Here is a 19,151-nt window from a genome sequence, read left to right as displayed (position 1 = left end):
CGTGCTCGGACGCGGCAGCGAAAGGCGGCGCCGCCCGGGCCGTGGACGGTGGCGGCGCAGACGAGCAAGGTCAGCGCGAGGGCCGGCAGGCGAGTCATGGTGGTCGTCCCCTCCAGATCAGATGATCTTCAGGTCTAACGCACGGCCGTTGTCCGGCGCCGGGGCGCGGAGACCGGACATCAACGTCCGGACAACCCGGTGCGGGGGTTTCGGCGGGCGCGCCGGTGGTAGCCCCCGGGAATGGTGAGTGTCGGCTATTTCCTGTCCTCCGAAGAGTTCTCGCCGCGTGAGCTCGTCCGCCAGGCCCGGCTCGCCGAGGCCGCCGGCTTCGAGCGGTTGTGGATCTCCGACCACTTCCACCCCTGGCTGGACGAGCAGGGCAGCAGCCCGTTCGTCTGGTCGGTGCTCGGCGCGCTCAGCGAGGTGACGTCGCTGCCGATCTCGACGGCGGTGACCTGCCCGATCATCCGCACGCACCCCGTGGTCGTCGCGCAGGCGGCCGCCACCGCGGCGGTCCAGTTCGAGGGCCGGTTCGTGCTCGGGGTGGGGACCGGGGAGACGCTCAACGAGCACGTCACGGGGGAGCGGTGGCCCTCGCCGCCGGTGCGGCTGGAGATGCTCGAAGAGGCGATCGACGTCATCCGCGAGCTGCACACCGGCAAGGAGGTCAACCACCGCGGCCGGCACTACACGGTCGACCACGCGCGGCTCTACACCGTGCCCGACGAGCCCGTCCCGATCTACGTCTCGGCGTTCGGCCCCGCGGCCGTCGAGCTGGCCGCGCGCGCCGGCGACGGCTTCTGCACCGTCATGCCGGACGCGGACCTGGTCCGCCAGTACCGCGAGGCGGGCGGCGGCGACCGGCCGGTGCAGGGCGGCCTCAAGGTGTGCTGGGCCGACTCCGAAGACGACGGCGTGCGCACCGCGCACCGGCTGTGGCGCAACGAGCTGCTCCCCGGCCGGCTGCCGTCGGTGCTTCCGACCCCGGCCGACTACGAAGCCGCGGCCAGCCTGGTCACGGAGGACATGGTCCGCGAGCAGTTCCCGTGCGGCCCGGACGCCGACCGGCACGTCGAGGCCGTCCGCGAGTTCGCCGACGCCGGGTTCGACGAGGTGTACGTCCAGCAGATCGGGCCCGACCAGGAGAAGTTCTTCGAAGCCTGGCGCACCCAGGTGCTGCCCCGGCTGTCCTGAGAGTCAGTCCGCGACGGTCGCGTCGGCCTGGTTCGCGCGGCGCAGGGCGTCGGCGACGAACCCGTTCCCCTTGAGCTCTTCGACCAGGTCACGCAGGAAGGCGATGGTCTCGGGCCGGCGATCCGGGGTGGTCCCGACGGTCTGCTGGATCTGCATGAACCGCTCATCGACGACCCGCGTCCCAGGATGCGCGGCGACGTAGGCGGTCATCGGCTGCCGGATCCCGGCGGCTACGTCGAGGCCCTGCTCCTCGAAGACGGCGACCCCGTCCTCGCCGCGGACGATCGTCGCGTGCGAGAGCGTCCGGGTGAGGTAGAGGTCGTACGCCGACCCCTGCTTGACACCGATCCGCACCCCGGGCCGGTCAACGTCGCCCGGCGACCGGACCGGCGACCCGTCGGGCACGACGTACACCCCCTCGATGACGACGTAGGGAGCGGTGAAGGCGACCTCGGCCGCCCGCGCCGGCTCGATCGCCAGGAAGCACAGGTCGGCGGCACCCGAGGTCAGCGCCTCGAACGACTTCCGGGCGGCATCAAAGCATCGGAGTTCGACCTCGACCCCCAGCCGCGCGCCCACCTCCCGCGCAAGATCAACGGTAACCCCGCGGGGCGCGGCCGCGGTCCCGTGCGCGAGCACGGGATTGCCGAGGTTGATGGCGGCCCGCAGCACACCGGTGGGCGCAAGGTCGGCGGAAAGATCTCCCATGACCGGCGAGGGTAACCGCGCACCGCGGCGCAAGTGACCGAAGTGTCACCCACGCCACCGCCGGGGCGCCGCCGCAGCTGGACCGCTGCTCACGCCACCCGGCCGCGCCGCTGCGGCTTGGTTGTTGCGGGTGTGGGGCGCTTGCTCACTCCGCTGGCGGCGATCCGGTCGCGCTGCGGTGGCTCGGTTGTTGCGGGTGCGGTGCGCTTGCTCATACCGTCGGCGGCCATCCGGTCGCGCCGCGGCGGCCCGGACATTGCGGGTGCCGGGTACCTGCTCACTCCGCTGGCGGCCATCCGGTCGCGCTGCGGTGGCTCGGTTGTTGCGGGTGCGGTGCGCTTGCTCATACCGTCGGCGGCCATCCGGTCGCGCCGCGGCGGCCCGGACATTGCGGGTGCCGGGTACCTGCTCACTCCACCGGCGGTCACCCGGTTACACCGCGGCGGCCCGGTCGTTGCGGGCGCTGGGGCACTTGCTCACGCCACCGGCTGCCACCTGCTGCGGCCAGGCGGCTGCGGGTGCGGGGCACTTGCTCATCCCGCCGACGGCCATCCGGCCGCGCCGCTGCGGCTCGGTTGTTGCGGGTCCCGGGCGCTTGCTCACCCCACCGGCGGCCATCCGGTCGCACGGCGGCGGTCTGGTCCTTGCGGGTGCCGGGCGCTCGCACCCCAACCGGCGGTCATCCGGTCGCGCCGCTGTGGCCCGGTCGTTGCAGATGAGGGGCGCTTCCTCATCCCGCCGCTGGCCAACCCGCTGCGGCCAGGCGGCCGCGGGTGCCGGCTGGCAGGAGGCCCACCGCGCTCGAGGGTCCAACGCGGCGGGCCGCATCGGCGGCTGCGCGGCCCGTGCCGCTCGATAGCCACCGACCCCACCGCCGTGGCCGGCGGCGGCGGGCCGCCATCACTCCGCAGGCGGGCCGTCTGCTGTGCTGAGCTCGTACACCGTCTCCTGGTGGTACGTCTCGCCCGGGCGGAGCACCGTTGTCGGGAAGTCCGGGTGGTTCGGTGAGTCGGGGAAGTGCTGTGCCTCCAACGCGAACCCCGCGCCGCGCTCGGGCAGGTGGTTGCCCGAATAGAACTGCAGGCCCGGCTCCGTCGTGCGCACCGTCAGCAGGCGCCCCGACGCCGGGTCCCACGCGCGGGCGGCGAACGGAGCCCCCTCCGCCAACACCCAGTTGTGGTCGTAGCCGTCCGCAAGCCTCAGCTGGGGGTCGCCGGAACCGATGCGCGCGCCGATCCGGGACGGGCGGCGGAAGTCGAACGGCGTGCCCGCCACCGGGACCGGCGCGCCCAGGGGAATCAGGCCCGCATCCGTCGGGCAGAAGTGGTTCGCGGCGATCTCCACGTGGTGGTCGTGCATATCGCCCGCGCCGGCCAGGTTCCAATACGTGTGGTTGGTCAGGTTGACGACCGTCGGTGCGTCCGTCGTCGCGCGATAACCGATGTGCAGCCGCCCCGGTGCCTCGAGGCGGTACGTCACCTCGGTCGTCAGGCAGCCGGGGTACCCCTGGTCGCCGTCCGGGCTGATCAGGGTCAGGCGCACCCCGTCGGGCAGCACCGTCGCGGACCATACGCGCGTGTCGAAGCCTGCCGGGCCGCCGTGCAGGCTGTTCTTGCCGTCGTTCTGCGGGACGCGGTGGCGGACGCCGTCGAGGGTGAAGGTGCCGCCCGCGATGCGGTTGGCGAAACGGCCGATCGCCGCGCCCAGAAAGACCCTGGCCGCGTCCGGGTGGTTGTTCGCGACGTAGCCGGCCAGGTCCGGGTAGCCGAGGACGACGTCTTCGCGCCGGCCGTCGCGGTCCGGGGACTCGATCGACTGGATCACCGCGCCGTAGTCGAGGATCCGCACCGTGAGGCCGCCGGGGTGGGTCAGCGTGTAGCGGTGGACGTCCTCGCCGCCGGCGCGGCCGAAGAACTCGGGAACGGGTGCGGTCATCGGGACGCCCTCCAGCACGCTGTTAACGCTAACACCGTGCCGGAACTCTAGGATCGCGCGCGGGGCGCGGTCAAGAGCCCGATGCGCGTGTTCCCAGCAGCTGATGGGCGCGCAACGCCATCTGGATCTCCAGGCGCCGCGCGGGATCCGCCAGCCGGTCGCCGAACAGCTCGGTCAGCTGGCCCACCCGGTAGCGGACCGTCTGGGGGTGGATCCCCAGCGTCTGTGCGATCTCCGGCGTGCTCCCGTTGTGCTCCAGCCAGCACAGCAACGTCTCCGCCAGCCGGGTCTGCTGCTTCGCCGTCAGATCCGCGAACGGGGCGAGGACCTTCGCCGACAGCTCGTCCAGCAGGAAGCGGTCGGCCAGCAGCCAGTGCGTCGCGAGGTGGTCGGCCGTGTGCGTCACCGGGCGGTCGCCGGCCAGGCCGCGGCGGGCCAGGGCGAGCGTGCGGCGGGCCCAGCTCGCCGACGTCGCCGCGTCGGCCGGGCGGACGCGGGGGCCGACCGCCGCGCGCCGGCCCGGCAGCCGGCCTTCGAGGCCGAGCAGGTCACGGTCCGGGTGCGGGGTCAGCACGCAGGGTTCGGGACCGTCGAGGTCCACGAGTACGTCGTCGGCGAAGTGCAGTGACGGCGGGTGCGGTCCGGTCCACGGCTCCAGCGCGATGACCGCGACCTGCTCCGGCATCGGCCACCGCGCGGCCTCGGCCATCGTGGCCAGCGTCGCCGGGGACGACGGCGGGGTGGCGAGCAGCAGTTCGAGCAGCCGGCGGCGACGGCGTTCGAGCGTGCCCGTCGCCATCGCCTGCGCCAGCGTGTACCCCTCGACCGAATACGCCGAAATCTCGTCCACGTAAGCGAAAATCGCCTCCGCGCCGATGCACAGCACCGCGGCCGGGAACCGGTGCGCCTGCCCGAGTTCCGCGATGTACCGCCACGCCGCGCGCCCGCCCGCCCGGTAGGCCGCCTGCAGCGAGTTGACGCTGCCGCCGTCGTGGTGGACGCGTTTGCCGACCTCCACGAACAAGTTCGCCCAATCGTCCGGTGTGGACGGCAGGTCTTCGATGCTGTCGATGCAGCTGAGCACCGCCTGCTCGATCGCGAGCACGATCACCTTGCCGAACTCGCCTTCGAGGGGCTTGGCGTACTCCGGCACGGCCCGCTGGACCTCCTCGAGGATCCGCCGGGCGAGCGGGTCGGCGTGCGGCCGGAACCGCCGCGCGACCTCCGCCGGCAGCGAGCACCACAGCTGGCGGGCGCGGCCGGTGCCCCGGGGTCTCGGGATCACCTGGGTGGTCGTCGTCATGCCACAACCCCTTCCCGGCACCGGTGCGCGAAGGTCATGTACTCACACGGGATCGGAGTTGGCAACCGCCGATCCTGCCGCGCGACCGGGTTCTGTCACGTGGGGACCAATGGCGGCGGCCACTATTGTCACCTGTCCGCCAAACGGCGGAACACTCACGCGCACAAGGGTTTCCGCGGCTCGATTTGTGGTGCGGGACGGTATCTTCGCGCCCTTCCTCGTTGTTAGCGTGATCAACCGAGGAGGCCGGATGACGACGCTCGTATCGTGGTGCTCCCGGCGCGCCGCCGCGGTCGTCGTGCTGTGGCTGGTGGCGTTGGGCGGCCTCGGTTCCGCCGCGCTGCACACCGGCGCGGCCTTCCGCGACACGATCGACCTGCCGGCCGCGGACAGCACGGCGGCGGCGAACCTGCTGCGCGGCAACGGTGCCGGGGGCGCCGAGGAACGCGTGGTCGCCCGCACGCCGGACAGCTCGCTCGACACCGGCACCGGCCGGGCCCGGCTCGACGACTTCGCCGCCCGGCTGGCCGCGCTGCCGCACGTCGTCGCGGTCACCCCCGGCGGGCTCTCCGCCGACCGGCGGACCGCCATGCTCGGCGTGCGGTTCGACGCGCCGGCCGCGGACCTCGGGCAGCCGGTGGCCGACGCGCTGGCCGCGGTCGTGCGCGACGCCCACGGCCTGACCGCCGGGGCCGCCGGCGAATTCGCCGCGATGACGACGGCCGCGCCGGACCTCGGCAACGCCGGGATCGGCCTGCTCGCCGCGGCACTGGTACTCCTGGTGACCTTCGGTTCGATGACGTGCGTGCTGCTCCCGGTGCTCACGGCGGCGGTTTCGGTGGGTTGCGCACTGGCCACGGTCACGCTGCTTTCGCACGTCATGACCGTCCCGAAGATCAGCACCGAGATCGCCGCGCTGCTGGGGCTCGGCGTCGGTGTCGACTACGCGCTGTTCGTGCTGACCCGCTACCGGCAGGGCCTCGGGGAAGGCGCCCCGCCGCCGGTCGCGCTGGCCACCGCCGCCGCGACGTCCGGGCGCAGCGTGGTCTTCGCCGGCGTGACCGTGTGCGTTTCGCTGGGCGGCCTGCTGACCGTCGGCATGCCGTTCCTCGACGGGATCGCCGTGGCCGCCGCGGTTTCGGTGCTGCTGACCGCGCTCGCCGCGCTGACCCTGCTGCCCGCGTTGCTGCGGCCCGTCGCCCGGATGCGCGTCAAGCCCGGCGGGAACGGCGGCCGCTGGGCCCGGCTGGCGCGTTCGGTGACCGCGCGGCCCGGGCCGTACACGCTGGCGGCGGTGCTGGTCGTGGCCGTGCTCGCGCTGCCGATGACCGGGCTGCGGCTCGGCGTGCCGGACGCCGCGCAGGATCCGCCCGGCAGCATCACCCGGACCGGCGCCGAGCTGCTGACCGACGGGTTCGGGCCCGGCGCCGGCGCCCCGCTGCTGGTGGTGGGCACCGGCGACGCCTCGCTGGGCACGCTGCGGGAAGCGGTGCTCGCCCGCGCCGACGCGGGCCCGCCGATGGCGCTGCCCGGCGGAGGCCGGCTGCTCACCGTCGTCCCGCGGACCGCGCCCGGCGACCCGGCCACCGCCGGGCTGCTGGCCTGGACGCGGACCATGGCGGCGACCATCGGCGGCCCGGACGCGCACGTCGGCGGGATCGTCGCGACCCAGGCCGACTTCTCGGCGGCGATCACCGCGCGGCTGCCGGTGTTCCTGGTCAGCGTCGTCGGCATCGCGGTCCTGCTGCTCGCCTGGGTGTTCCGCAGCGTGCTGATCCCGCTGACGGCGGCGGTGATGAACCTGCTGACCGCGGCCGCGACGACCGGAGCTGTGGTCTGCACCTTCGGCGCCCCGATCGAGCCGTACCTGCCGGTGTTCCTGTTCGCCGGGCTGTTCGGGCTCTCGATGGACTACGAGGTCTTCCTCATCGCCCGCATCCAGGAAGCCTGGCGCCGCCACGGCGACACCCGGGCCGCGGTCGTCGACGGCGTCGCGGCGACCGGCCGGACCATCACCGCGGCCGCGCTGATCATGGCGCTGGTGTTCGTGTCGTTCGCCTTCGTCGACGCCCGCGTCGTGCGGGAAGCGGGGGTCGGGCTGACCGTCGCCGTGCTGCTGGACGCGGTCGTCGTCCGCTGCGTGCTCGTGCCCGCGGTGATGGCCCGTTTCGGCGCCGCTAACTGGTGGTTCCCGCGACGGCGGCCCGTCCTCACCCGCGAGCCGGTGGGGAGCACGCGATGAAGACCCTCGTACTCCTCGCGCTCGGTGCGTTCGTCACAACGCTCGACAACACCATCGTTGCCGCCGGTGCGCCGTCGATCGGCCGCGACCTCGCTCTCGACCTCGATGCGCTGCAGTGGATCGCGCTCGGCTACATGCTCCCGTTCGCCGGCTTGCTACCGGCCGGGGGCGCGCTGGCCGACCGCTGGGGTCCTCGCCGGACGCTGACCGCCGCGCTGCTCGCGTTCGGGCTCGGCGCGGCGGCAGGCGGGCTGGCCGGGTCGCTGTGGCTGCTGGTCGCCGCAAGGGTGCTGCAGGGGGTGGCGGCCGCGTTCCTGGTGCCGGGCCTGCTCAGCCTCCTGCGCACGAACCTCGACGCGCGCGGTCGCACGCTCGGTGCGGCGGTCTGGACCGCGTGCCTCGCCGCGGCACTGGCGCTCGGCCCCGCGCTCGGCGGGGTGCTGAGCGAATACCTCGGCTGGGCCTGGATCTTCTTCGTGAACCTCCCGTTCGTGGTGGCGATGCTGGTGCTGCTGCCGACGGTCCCCGGCCGGGCCGGTGGGGACACCCGCGCACCGCCGCTCGCGGCGATGGTCCTGGTGACGGCGAGCCTGGTGCTGCTCACCGCCGCACTCGCCGAACCCCGGTTCGCGCTCCCGCTGTTCATTGCGGGTGCCGCGCTCGGCGTGGGGTTCGCCGTCCGGGAGCGGCGGGCGCGGGACCGGCTGGTTCCCGCGGAGCTGACCGGGAACCGCGTGTTCGCCGGCTCGCTCGGTCTGCAGCTGTTGTGGGGACTCGGGATTTCCGGGATCTTCTTCTTCACGCCGTTGCTGCACCAGGAGTTCCTCGGCCTCGGCCCGGTCGGCGCCGGGCTGCCCCTGGTGCTGGTCGCGGTGGCGGTCGTCGCCGCGACGCCGCTCGTGCCGGGGGCCGTCGCCCGCCACGGTCCACTTCGGACGGTGGCGGCGGGGCTCGCCGTGGTCGGGGCCGGGCTGCTCGCGCTCGCCGCGGTGAACGCGATCCCGCAGATCTGGCCCCGCGTGCCCGGCCTGGTCCTGATCGGGGCGGGCTCGGCGTTCACCGTCCCGATGACGTCGCACGCGCTGGACGTCGTGGCGGAGCGGCATTCCGGCACGGCGTCGGGCTTGCTCACCGCGGCGCGCGAGCTGTCGAGCGCGCTCGGTGTCGCGCTGATCGGCGCGGTGCTGACGGCGGTGCGCGCGGCGCGGCTCGAAGCGGGTACCGCACCCCCGGCCGCGCTGGCCGGAGGCTACACCGCCGGGCTGCTCACCGCGGCCGGGTTGACGTTCGCCGGTGCGCTGCTGGCCGTGCGCGTGTCGAAGACCCGTTCCGCCGATACTTCGTCGCCGCGTGACAAACGCGCGGTGCCCTGACCCGTTTCCCGGTGAGCATCCGGGATCCGCCGATTGACAACCGCACCGGCGCAGCTATTCACTGCGCCGGTAAACGCTCTCTGCGAGGGACCATGGAAACCATTTCCCAGCCGATTCCCGGTACACCGGAAACGCTCGGCGACGGCGAATCGTTCGCGACCCTGCTGGGCCGGTGGGCGCGGGTGCTCGGCGACGAAACCGCCGTGACGCACCTCGACCACCGCGCCACCGCGGACGGTCGCGCCGTCACGCTCTCCTGGCGTGCCCTCGACGAGCGCGTCGACGCGGTCGCCGCGCGGCTCGCGGACCTCGCGGCACCGGGGGAGCGGGCGGCGGTGCTGGCCGGGCAGTCGGTCGGCTACGTCGTGGCGTTCCTCGGCGCGCTGCGGGCGGGGCTGGTCGCGGTGCCGCTGTTCGCGCCCGGCCTGCCCGGCCACGAGGGCCGCCTCGCCGGCACGCTCGCCGACTGCACCCCGCGGGTCGTGCTGACGACTTCGGCCGACTTCGATGCTGTTCGCGAATTCACCGCCGGGCCGGAGGTTGTCGCCGTGGACGCGCTGCCGGAAGCCGAAGCGCGCGAATGGCCCCGGCCGGATCCCGACGCGCCCGCCTACCTGCAGTACACGTCGGGGTCGACGCGGTCGCCCGCCGGGGTCGTGCTGACCCACCGGAACGTGCTCGCCAACGCGCGTCAGGCCTGCGCCGCCTACGGTGTCGAGAGCCGGACGACGTCGACGGTCAGCTGGCTGCCGCTGTTCCACGACATGGGCCTGATCCTCGGCATCGGTGCGCCCATGATGGGCGGGATGGCGTCGGTGCTGATGGACCCGCTGGCGTTCCTCGAACGTCCGGCGCGGTGGCTGCAAGCGCTTTCCGCGAGTCCGGGCGCGATCAGCGCGGCCCCCAACTTCGCCTACGCCTACAGCGCTTCCCGCGTGACCGAGGCCGAAAAGGACTTCCTGGAGCTGAGCCGGGTCGTGTCGCTGATCAACGGCAGCGAACCGGTGCTGCCGGCCACCATCGCGAAGTTCCAGGACGCCTTCGGCGGATGCGGGCTGCGACCCGAGGTCCACCGCTCCTCCTACGGCTTGGCGGAGGCCACCGTGCTCGTTTCCGTGACGGACAGCGGGAAAGTGGCCCGGCAGGTCACGTTCGACCGGGACCGCCTCGCCGCCGGGCTCGCCGTGCCGGCCGCGTCCGGCACGACGCTCGTCTCATGCGGCCGCCCGGCGGGCCAGCGGGTGCGGATCGCCGACCCGGTGACCGGGAACGACGTCGAGCCGGGGGAAGTCGGCGAAATCCGGGTCAGCGGCCCGAACGTCGGCCGCGGCTACTGGGGACGGCCCGACGCGTCGGCGGCGACCTTCGGCCTGCCCCCGCTCGACCCGGACACCGGCGAGGGCTGGCTGGCGACCGGCGACCTCGGCGTGGTCTTCGACGGCGAGCTGTTCGTCACCGGCCGGCTCAAGGACCTGGTCGTCGTCGACGGCCGCAACCACTACCCGCAGGACATCGAGCAGACCGTGGAAGCGCATCCCGCCGTGCGGCCCCACTCGGCGGCGGCGTTCGCGATCGAAGTCGCCGACGGGGAGGCCGCGGTGGTCGTGCTGGAACGCGCCAAGGACTTCGAAGCCGGCGTCGCCGACGCCGCGGCGGACCTGCGGGCCGCGGTGTCGGCCGGGCACGGGCTGCGCCTGCACGACGTCGTCTTCCTGGCGCCCGGCGAGGTGCCGCGCACGTCGAGCGGCAAGATCAGCCGGGCGCGCTCCCGGGCGTCCTATGCGGACGGTTCGCTGACCGAGCGGCGGCTCGGGTGAACGCGGCCGGGATCCGCGCCTGGCTGCTCGCCCGGCTCGGCGACGTCGACGCCGACCGCCCGCTCCAGGAACTCGGACTGTCCTCACGGGACGCGACGGCGCTCGCCGCCGACCTGGGCCGGTTCGTCGGCCGGCCGCTGGCGCCGACGCTCGTCTGGCAGTACCCGACGATCGCCGCGCTCGCCGCCCACCTGTCCACAGTGGAGCCGGCGCCGGTCCCGGAGCCGTGGCGGGAGGCCGGGGAGCCGATCGCGATCGTCGGCCTCGGCTGCCGCCTGCCGGGCGGGATCGAGTCGCCGGCGGCGTTCTGGCGGTTCCTCGACGACGGCGGGGACGCCATCGGCGACGTCCCGGAAGGCCGCTGGGAGACGTTCGCGCCCGCCGAAGACCTGGCCGGGCTGCCGGCGCGGGGCGGTTTCCTCGACGACGTCGCCGGGTTCGACGCGGCGTTCTTCGGCATCACCCCGCGCGAAGCCGAGGCGATGGACCCGCAGCAGCGGATCCTCCTGGAGGTCGCGTGGGCGGCGCTGGAGCACGCCGGGATCCCGCCGGAGCGCCTGCGCGGCAGCCGGACCGGCGTGTTCGTCGGGCTGTCGGCCACCGAATACGGCTCGCTGACGATGACCGACGTCGCGGGCGTCGACGTCTGGTCGGGCACCGGCGCGGCGGCGAGCATCGCCGCGAACCGGCTGTCGTACCTGCTCGACCTGCGCGGACCGAGCCTGACGCTGGACACGGCGTGCTCGTCGTCGCTGGTCGCGGTGCACCAGGCGGTGGAGAGCCTGCGCCGCGGCGAGAGCGAGCTCGCGCTGGCGGCGGGGGTGAACGTGCTGCTGTCGCCGGGGATCACGGCGGGCTTCCACCGCGCGGGGGTGCTCGCCGCCGACGGCCGTTGCAAGCCGTTCGACGCGAGCGCGGACGGGATCGTCCGGGGCGAGGGCTGCGGCGTGGTCGTGCTGAAGCCGTTGCGCGCGGCCCGGCGGGACGGCGACCGGGTGCTGGCGCTGGTGCGCGGCAGCGCGGTGAATTCGGACGGGCGCTCCAACGGGTTGACGGCGCCGAACCCGGAGGCGCAGGCCGCACTGCTGCGGGACGCCTACGCGGGCATCGATCCGTCCACTGTGGACTACGTCGAGGCGCACGGGACCGGCACGCCGCTGGGGGATCCGCTGGAGGCTGGGGCCCTCTCGGCGGTACTCGGGCGCGGCGCGGACCGGCCGTTGCTGCTCGGGTCGGTGAAGAGCAACCTCGGGCACCTCGAAGGGGCGGCCGGGATCGCCGGGCTGCTCAAGGTGGTGCTGGCCATGACGCACCGGCGGCTGCCGGCGAGCCTGCACTTCAGCGCGCCGAATCCGTATATCGACTTCAGCGGGCTGCGGGTGGTCACGGAGGGGACTGCGTGGCCGCGGTACTCCGGAACCGCGCGGGCGGGGGTCTCGGCGTTCGGGTTCGGGGGGACCAACGCCCACGTCGTGCTGGAGGAGTGGCCCGCCGCGGCGTTCCCGCCTCGGGGGGAGTCGGCGGGGCCGCAGGTGTTCGCGCTTTCGGCGCGGTCGGACGGGGTGGTGCGGGCGCGGGCCGGGGAGCTGGCCGACTGGCTCGCCGCGTCCGATGTGCCGCTGGGGGCGGTCGCGGCGACGCTGGCCCACCGGCGGGAGCACCTGCCGGCGCGGGGTGCGGTGGTGGGGGAGAGCCGCGGCGAGGTGGTCGAGGCCCTGCGTGAGCTGGCGGCGGGCCGCGGTGTCGTGGGCGAAGCCGAGCACGAGCCCAGCGTCGTCTTCGTCTTCTCCGGTTACGGTTCGCAGTGGTCCGGGATGGGCCGGCTCCTCCTCGGCGCCGAGCCCGCCTTCCGGGCCGAGGTCGACGCGCTCGATCCCGTTTTCCGTGCGGAGGCCGGGTTTTCGCTGCGCGAGGCACTGAGCCGCGACCTGCCGGACCTGGCCGCGACCCAGCTGACCCTCTTCGGTGTGCAGATCGCCCTCGCCGCGCTGTGGCGGGCGCACGGTGTCACGCCGGCCGCCGTCTTGGGGCACTCCATGGGCGAGGTCGCCGCGGCCGTGGTCGCCGGGGCGCTGGACGTCGGCGACGGCCTGCGGGTCATGGCCACCCGGGCACGGCTGCTCACCGAACTCGACCAGTCGGGGGAGGGGGCGATGGCCGTCGTCGAGCTGTCGCCGGCCGAGCTCGCGGACTTCCCCGAGGTCGCCATCGCGGTGTACGCGTCGGCGACGCAGTGCACCGTCAGCGGACCCGCCGACCAGGTCGAAGCGCTGGTCGAGCACGCGGAGAGCCTCGGCAGGCTGGCGCGGCGGCTGCCGGTCGGCGGGGCCGGGCACTCCGCCGCCGTCGACGCCGTGCTCGGGCGGCTGCGCGCCGACCTGGCCGGGCTCGTCCCCGGTCCAGCCGCAATTCCCTGCTACAGCAGCGTTCTCGACGATCCGCGGGAGACGCCCGCGTTCGACGTCGAGTACTGGGCCGCGAACCTGCGCCGTCCGGTGCGGTTCAGCCAGGCCCTCGCCGCGGCGGCCGGCGACGGGCACACCATCTTCGTCGAGATCGCGCCGCACCCCGTCGCGCTGGCCGCGATCGAGCAGGCCGGCGTGCTCGGCCTGGCGTCGGGGAGCCGCCGGGCCGACGAGCGGACGGCGTTCCTGACCAGCCTCGCCCGGCTGCACGTGCTGGGCCTGCCCGGCGTGCTCGCCGCCCGGCCCGCGGCGGCGCCGGTCGAGCTGCCGGGGCCGGTCTGGCGGCACGAGCGGTTCTGGCCGCGGCGGCCCGTCCGCGCCGGCGGCGGCCACCCGTTGCTGGGTGTCCACATCGAACACCCGGACGGCGGGCACCTCTGGCGCGCCGACGTCGGCACCGAGGTGCTGCCGTGGCTGGCCGACCACACCGTGCGGGACCGGCCGGTGTTCCCGGCGACCGGGTTCCTCGAGCTGGCCTTGGCCGCCGGCCGGCACGTGCACGACCTCGAACTGCGGGAGGTGCTCCCGCTCGCCGGGCACACCGAGGTGACGACCACCCTGACCGGCGGCGAGCTGAGCGTGCACGCCAGGTCCGCGGCCGGCGAGTGGGTCCGCCACGCCACCGCGCGGATCGGGACCGGCGGGACGCCGTCCCCGCCGCTCGGGGAGGTCGAGGGCGAGCCCGTCGACGTCTACCGCGCGCTGGCGGAGCTGGGGCAGTCCTATGGGCCGGCGTTCCGCGGCCTGCGCCGGGTCGTGGCCGGCGGCGGCCGCGCGTCGGCGTCGATCGCACTGCCCGAGGCCGACCACCCGGCGTACGTGCTGCACCCGGCCCTCGCCGACGCCTGCCTGCACGCACTGGCCGCGGCGGTCGGTTCGGCGGACGGCCTCTACCTGCCGCTTTCGATCGGCGAGGTGGTCGTCGCGGGCGAACCGCGCCGGGGTGTACGGGTGGATGCGGTGGTCGCCCCGTCCGGCGACGGCCTGCTCGGGATCGTCCAGCTGGTCGACGCCGAGGACGTCGTCCTGGTGGAGTTCCGCGACGTCTATTGCCGCCGGCTGCGCGATGCGGCGGTGGGGCGCCTCCTGCTAGAAGCGGCTTGGCAGCCGGTGGAGCTGCCCGAGGCGCCGTCGCGCGAGCACCACTGGATCGAGCTGGACACCGCCGGTCTCGGAGACCGCGCGGCGCTGGCGAAGCTGTTGCGGGACGGTGAGACGACCGCGGTCATCGCCCGCCTGGGTTCGGCGGGCGGTCCGGACCCCGAGGCGGCCGCGCGGCTGGTCGAGACGCTGACGGGGGTCGTCGCCGAGCTGGCCGAGCTGCCGGCACCGCCGCGGTTGTGGCTGGTCACGGCGGGCGCGCAGGCCGTGCGGCCCGGGGAGGCGGGCGATCCCGGGCCGGCTGCGGTGCGCGGGCTGGTGCGGGTGCTCGCGTTCGAGCACCCGGAGCTGCGGGCGTCGCTGGTGGACTGCGACGACTTCGCCCGGTTGCGCGACGAGATCCACGCGGACGCCCCGGACGACGAGATCGCTTGGCGCGACGGTGTCCGGTACGCGCGGAGGCTCTCCCGTCCGGAGCTTGGCGACCCGATCCGCGAGCCGGTGCGGGAAGGCGCGTACATCATCACGGGCGGGCTGGGCGGGCTCGGTCTGGTGGCGGCGAAGTGGCTGGCCGAGCGCGGGGCGACGCGGGTGGTGCTCAGCAGCCGCCGTGCGGTGGACCCGGCCGTGCTGGGCTTCGGATCGCTGCGCGCCGAGGGGGGCTCGGCTGCGGACCTCGCCGATTCGGGCGCGACTGAGCGAACGGCTGGCGCGCCGGGCGTGGGTGGGCGAGCGGCTGGCAGCCACGCCGAACCGGGCATGGCTGGGCAAGGCGCCGACGGCTTCGCCGAAGCGGCCGCAGCTGGGCGGGCGGCCGGTGGTCTCGCCGAGGTGGGCTTGGCTGGGCGAGCGGCCGGCGGGCTCGCCGGGGTGGGCGGGCAGGTGGCTGGTGAGCTCGCCAGGGCGGGCGCGGGTGGGCAAGTGGTCGGTGGTTTCGCCGAAGCGGCCGCGGGTGGGCAGGCGGCTGGCGGTGTCGCTGAAGCGGGCGTGGGTGGGCAAGTGGCCGGTGGTCTTGCCGAAGTGGGCGTGGTTGGGCAGGCGGCTGGTGGTCTTGCCGAGCCGGGCATGGCTGAGCAAGGCACCGGCGGCTTCGCCGAAGCGGCCGCGGCTGGGGAAGCGGCTGGTGGTTTCGCCGAGGTGGGCGTGGGCGGGCAAGTGGCCGGTGGGCTCGCTGAAGCGGGCGTGGATGGGCAAGTGGCCGGTGGTCTTGCCGAAGTGGGCGTGGTGGGGCAGGCGGCCGGCGGTTTTGCCGAAGCGGCCGCGGCTGGGGAAGCGGCTGGTGGTTTCGCCGAGGTGGGAGTGGGCGGGCAAGTGGCCGGTGGGCTCGCTGAAGCGGGCGTGGATGGGCAAGTGGCCGGTGGTTTCGCCGAACCGGCCGCGGGTGGGCAGGCGGCCGGCGGTTTTGCCGAAGCGGCCGCGGCTGGGGAAGCGGCTGGAGGTCTCGCCGAGGCAAGCGTGGGCGGGCAAGTGACCGGCGACCAGGCCGAAACCGCTCAGTCCCGCGCCTACCCGGGCGTCGAAGTCCGCGTGGTGCCCGGCGACATCGCCGAGCCGGGGGTCGCCGAGGAGCTGGTTGCGGTTGCCGTCGAAGGGGGTGTGCCGCTTCGTGGGGTGCTGCACGCCGCCGGGGTGCTTGGCGATGGGGCTGCGATCACCCTTGATGGCCCGACGATCGAAGCCGTCTGGCGGCCCAAAGCTCTCGGTGCCTGGCGGGTGCACCAAGTGACCGCCGAGCACGACCTCGACTGGTGGCTCGTCTACTCCTCCGCCGCCGCGTTGTTCGGGTCACCGGGGCAGGCCGCCTACGCCAGTGCCAACGCCTGGGCCGATGCCCTTGTCGCCTGGCGGCGGGCGCGGGGGCTTCCCGCCGCGACCATCAACTGGGGTGCCTGGGGCGAGGTCGGCGCCGCGGCCGGGTCGGTGAATCCGGTGCTCACCCCGCTCGGTACCGAAGAAGCCCTGGCCGCCTTGGACGCCGTGCTGGCGCGGGATCGGCGAGAGACCGGGGTCGCCCGCATCGACGCCGAGACCGTGCTGGAAATGTTCCCACGCCTCGGCGAACGTCCGTTCTTCGAAATCTTCACCCCGCGGCGAGAGTCCACTTGGGACGGTATGGAGGCACTGAGGGCGGCGACGCCCGAGCAGGCCAGGGCCGCGATCGGCGACCACCTCGCCGGGCTCATCGCGGGACTCCTCGGCTTCGCCGAAGTCGATCGGGACGTGCCGCTCACCCGGCTCGGGCTGGACTCGCTCTCGGCCATGCGCGCTCGCGGCGCCGTCGAACGCGACTTCGGGCTGCCCTTGCCGATTCCGCTCCTCCTGCGCGGAGCCAGCCTCGCCGAGCTCGCCGGGCACCTCGCCGAGCAGGCCGGGTTCGGGACCGCCGCGCCGGTCGAGCGGGTGGTCGCCGGGCCGCGGGATCCCGCTGAACGGTGGGTCGCGCGGCACTGGCGGACCGTCGTCGGCGGGGCCGGACCCGGGGTGCACGACGACTTCTTCGCCGCCGGCGGGGATCCGGAGCGGCTGCGGGCGCTGTTCGCCGACGAGCTCGACGTCGTGCCCGAGCGGCTGTTCGACACCCCGACCGTCGCCGCGATGGCCGATCTGGTGCGGGACGAGCTCGAGGGGCACGGCGGCGGGCCGGTGCGGGTGTTGCGGGACGGGGCCGGCGATCCGGTGTTCCTGTTCCACCCCGCGGGTGGCCGGGCGAGCGTGTACCGCGAACTCGTGCGGCTGCTGCCGGAAGGGCAGCCGGTGTACGGGTTCGAGCGCATCGACGACGAGGACACCGTCGAGGCCAAGGCCGCCTGCTACGCCGAGCTGGTCCGCGAGATCCAGCCGGACGGGCCCTACCGGCTCGGCGGCTGGTCCTTCGGCGGCTGCCTCGCCTACGAGACCGCGCGGCAGCTCGGCGGCGCCGAACTGGTGTTCCTGATCGACACCATCCTGCCGCTGCCCGCACCGGGCACACCGGTGCAAGAGCTGCTGCTGGACCGCTTCGACCGGTTCGCCGACCACGTCTCGCGAACGTACGGGGTGCCGTTCTCGGTGCCGCGCGAGGAACTCACGCGGCTCGACGAAGACGCCCAGATCCGGTGGGTCATGGCGAAGCTGGCCGAGCTCGTGCCGGACCTCGGCGCCGGGGTGCTGCGGCACCAGTACGAGTCCTATGTGGACGCCCGGGTCGCCGAGCGGTACGTCCCCGAGCCCTGCGGCGGGCGCGTGGTGCTGCTGCGGGCGCAGGAGCCGCACCCGCTGACCACCGCGCTGGACCCCCGGTACCTGCGCACCGACGACACCCTCGGCTGGGACGCGTACTGCGGCGCCCTCGAAGTCGTGCGGGTGCCCGGTGACCACGTGTCGATGATCGACCCGCCGCACGTGACGGCGCTGGCCGCCGCGCTCGCTGCCCGGCTCGGAACGGTGGTGCGGTGATGGACGAGCTCACGCCGGGGACGGCGTTCCGGATCGCCGACCTCGCCGCCCGGCAGGACGAAGCCGTGCGGATCGCCGAGAAGCGGGCCGTCGACCGGCAGCACGCCAAGGGAAAGCTGACCGCGCGCGAACGCATCGGGCTGCTGCTGGACCCCGGGTCCTTCGTGGAACTCGACCAGTTCGCGCGGCACCGGTGCGCCGAATTCGGGATGGACGCGAACAGACCGTGGGGCGACGGCGTCGTGACCGGGCACGGCACCGTCGACGGGCGGCAGATCTGCGTGTTCTCGCAGGACTTCAGCGTGTTCGGCGGCAGCATGGGCGAGGTCTCGGGCGAGAAGGTCCTCAAGGTGATGGACCTCGCGATGTCGCTGGGCTGCCCGGTCGTCGGGATCAACGACTCCGGCGGCGCGCGGATCCAGGAAGGCGTCGTCTCGCTCGCGTACTACGCCGAGCTCGGCCGCCGCAACGCCCACGCGTCCGGCGTCATCCCGCAGATTTCGATGATCATGGGCCCGTGCGCGGGCGGCGCGGTCTACGCGCCGGCGATCACCGACTTCACCGTGATGGTCGACGGGACTTCGCACATGTTCGTCACCGGCCCGGACGTCGTGCACGCCGTCACCGGCGAGCGGGTGACCGCGCAGGAGCTCGGCGGCGCGGCCGTGCAGTCCGAAGTGGCCGGCAACGCCCACCACCGGGCCGCGAACGAGGAGGACGCCGTCGAGTGGGTGCAGACCCTGCTCGCCTACCTGCCGTCGAACAACCTCGACCTCGCCCCGGAGTACGCCGACGACACCAGCGCGGTCGTCACGCCGGCCGACCTCGCGCTCGACCGGCTGGTGCCCGACTCGCCGCACCGGACCTACGACATGGCCGAGCTGATCGCCGCGCTGATCGACGACGGCGAGTACACCGAGGTGCACAGCGCCTTCGCGGCCAACATGATCTGCGCGTTCGGCCGGATCGAGGGCCGGACGGTCGGCATCGTCGCCAACCAGCCACGCCACCAGGCCGGCGTCCTCGACATCGACGCGTCCGAGAAGGCCGCCCGGTTCGTGCGCTTCTGCGACGCCTTCGGCATCCCGCTGCTCACCCTCGCCGACGTTCCCGGCTACCTGCCGGGCACCGGACAGGAACGTGGCGGGATCATCCGCCGCGGCGCCAAGCTGATCTACGCCTACTCGGAGGCGACGGTGCCGAAGGTGACCGTCGTCGTGCGCAAGGCTTACGGCGGCGGCTACGCGGTGATGGGCTCGAAGCACCTCGGTGCCGATGTCGTGCTGGCCTGGCCCACCGCCGAAATCGCGGTGATGGGGGCCGAAGGCGCGGTGCAGGTGCTGCACCGGCGTGAGCTGGCCGCCCTGCCCCCGGAACAGCGGGAAGCCATGGGCCGCCGGCTCACCGACGAGTACCGCGAGCGCCACGGCGGCCCGTACCTGGCCGCCGAACGCGGCTACGTCGACCAGGTCGTCACACCGTCGCAAACCCGCCTGCACGTGGCGCGGGCGCTGCGGACCCTGCGGACCAAACGTCAGACCCTGCCGGCGAAGAAGCACGGCAACATCCCCTTGTGAG

At 74.1% G+C, this 19,151-nt stretch carries 9 protein-coding genes; 6 read left to right on the top strand and 3 right to left on the bottom strand.

Annotated elements, in window-relative coordinates; translation table 11 throughout:
- The first annotated feature begins 240 nt into the window (after window positions 1–240).
- Window positions 241–1,194 carry a TIGR03557 family F420-dependent LLM class oxidoreductase gene (locus tag MUY14_RS18685; RefSeq protein WP_247024287.1) on the top strand — a complete coding sequence of 318 codons (954 nt, stop codon included), beginning with the start codon at window positions 241–243 and terminating at the stop codon, window positions 1,192–1,194.
- Between the two features lie 3 nt (window positions 1,195–1,197).
- Here the strand turns inward: MUY14_RS18685 and MUY14_RS18680 are convergent, their stop codons facing one another.
- The 3 genes from MUY14_RS18680 to MUY14_RS18670 form a co-directional block, all read right to left on the bottom strand.
- The gene (locus tag MUY14_RS18680) at window positions 1,198–1,902 is read right to left on the bottom strand and encodes a transporter substrate-binding domain-containing protein (RefSeq protein WP_247024286.1); all 705 of its coding nucleotides are present in this window, start codon (window positions 1,900–1,902) and stop codon (window positions 1,198–1,200) included.
- 900 nt (window positions 1,903–2,802) lie between these two features.
- Window positions 2,803–3,855, bottom strand: coding sequence for an aldose epimerase family protein (locus MUY14_RS18675; protein ID WP_247024285.1), 1,053 nt, complete (start codon window positions 3,853–3,855; stop codon window positions 2,803–2,805).
- Window positions 3,856–3,907: 52 nt separating this feature from the next.
- Window positions 3,908–5,140, bottom strand: a complete 1,233-nt coding sequence (locus tag MUY14_RS18670) for a helix-turn-helix domain-containing protein (RefSeq protein WP_247024284.1) — start codon at window positions 5,138–5,140, stop codon at window positions 3,908–3,910.
- A gap of 250 nt (window positions 5,141–5,390) precedes the next feature.
- Between MUY14_RS18670 and MUY14_RS18665 the strand changes: the two genes are divergently transcribed.
- The 5 genes from MUY14_RS18665 to MUY14_RS18645 all read left to right on the top strand — a co-directional run bounded on the left by MUY14_RS18665 (window position 5,391) and on the right by MUY14_RS18645 (window position 19,150).
- Window positions 5,391–7,382 (top strand): MMPL family transporter, encoded by a 1,992-nt coding sequence (locus MUY14_RS18665; protein WP_247024283.1) that lies wholly within the window; start codon window positions 5,391–5,393, stop codon window positions 7,380–7,382.
- A complete protein-coding gene (locus MUY14_RS18660; protein ID WP_247024282.1) occupies window positions 7,379–8,755 on the top strand; it encodes an MFS transporter in 1,377 nt (458 codons plus the stop codon). Before MUY14_RS18665 ends, MUY14_RS18660 begins: the two co-directional genes overlap by 4 nt.
- 92 nt (window positions 8,756–8,847) lie before the next feature.
- Window positions 8,848–10,572 carry a fatty acyl-AMP ligase gene (locus MUY14_RS18655; protein ID WP_247024281.1) on the top strand — a complete coding sequence of 575 codons (1,725 nt, stop codon included), beginning with the start codon at window positions 8,848–8,850 and terminating at the stop codon, window positions 10,570–10,572.
- On the top strand, window positions 10,569–17,573 hold the full coding sequence (locus MUY14_RS18650; RefSeq protein WP_247024280.1) for a type I polyketide synthase: 7,005 nt from the start codon (window positions 10,569–10,571) through the stop codon (window positions 17,571–17,573). Before MUY14_RS18655 ends, MUY14_RS18650 begins: the two co-directional genes overlap by 4 nt.
- Window positions 17,573–19,150, top strand: a complete 1,578-nt coding sequence (locus tag MUY14_RS18645; protein WP_247024279.1) for an acyl-CoA carboxylase subunit beta — start codon at window positions 17,573–17,575, stop codon at window positions 19,148–19,150. Before MUY14_RS18650 ends, MUY14_RS18645 begins: the two co-directional genes overlap by 1 nt.
- The last annotated feature ends 1 nt before the right edge of the window (window position 19,151 follow it).

Source organism: Amycolatopsis sp. FBCC-B4732, assembly GCF_023008405.1.
GTDB lineage: Bacteria > Actinomycetota > Actinomycetes > Mycobacteriales > Pseudonocardiaceae > Amycolatopsis > Amycolatopsis pretoriensis_A.
The sequence above is the reverse complement of the archived record's forward strand: the minus strand, read 5'-3'. Positions and strand labels throughout refer to the sequence as shown.

Coding starts and splice junctions, on each gene's coding strand:
- MUY14_RS18685 (WP_247024287.1), top strand. CDS start 241: ATGGTGAGTGTCGGCTATTTCCTGTCCTCCGAAGAGTTCTCGCCGCGT.
- MUY14_RS18680 (WP_247024286.1), bottom strand. CDS start 1,902: ATGGGAGATCTTTCCGCCGACCTTGCGCCCACCGGTGTGCTGCGGGCC.
- MUY14_RS18670 (WP_247024284.1), bottom strand. CDS start 5,140: ATGACGACGACCACCCAGGTGATCCCGAGACCCCGGGGCACCGGCCGC.
- MUY14_RS18665 (WP_247024283.1), top strand. CDS start 5,391: ATGACGACGCTCGTATCGTGGTGCTCCCGGCGCGCCGCCGCGGTCGTC.
- MUY14_RS18660 (WP_247024282.1), top strand. CDS start 7,379: ATGAAGACCCTCGTACTCCTCGCGCTCGGTGCGTTCGTCACAACGCTC.
- MUY14_RS18655 (WP_247024281.1), top strand. CDS start 8,848: ATGGAAACCATTTCCCAGCCGATTCCCGGTACACCGGAAACGCTCGGC.
- MUY14_RS18645 (WP_247024279.1), top strand. CDS start 17,573: ATGGACGAGCTCACGCCGGGGACGGCGTTCCGGATCGCCGACCTCGCC.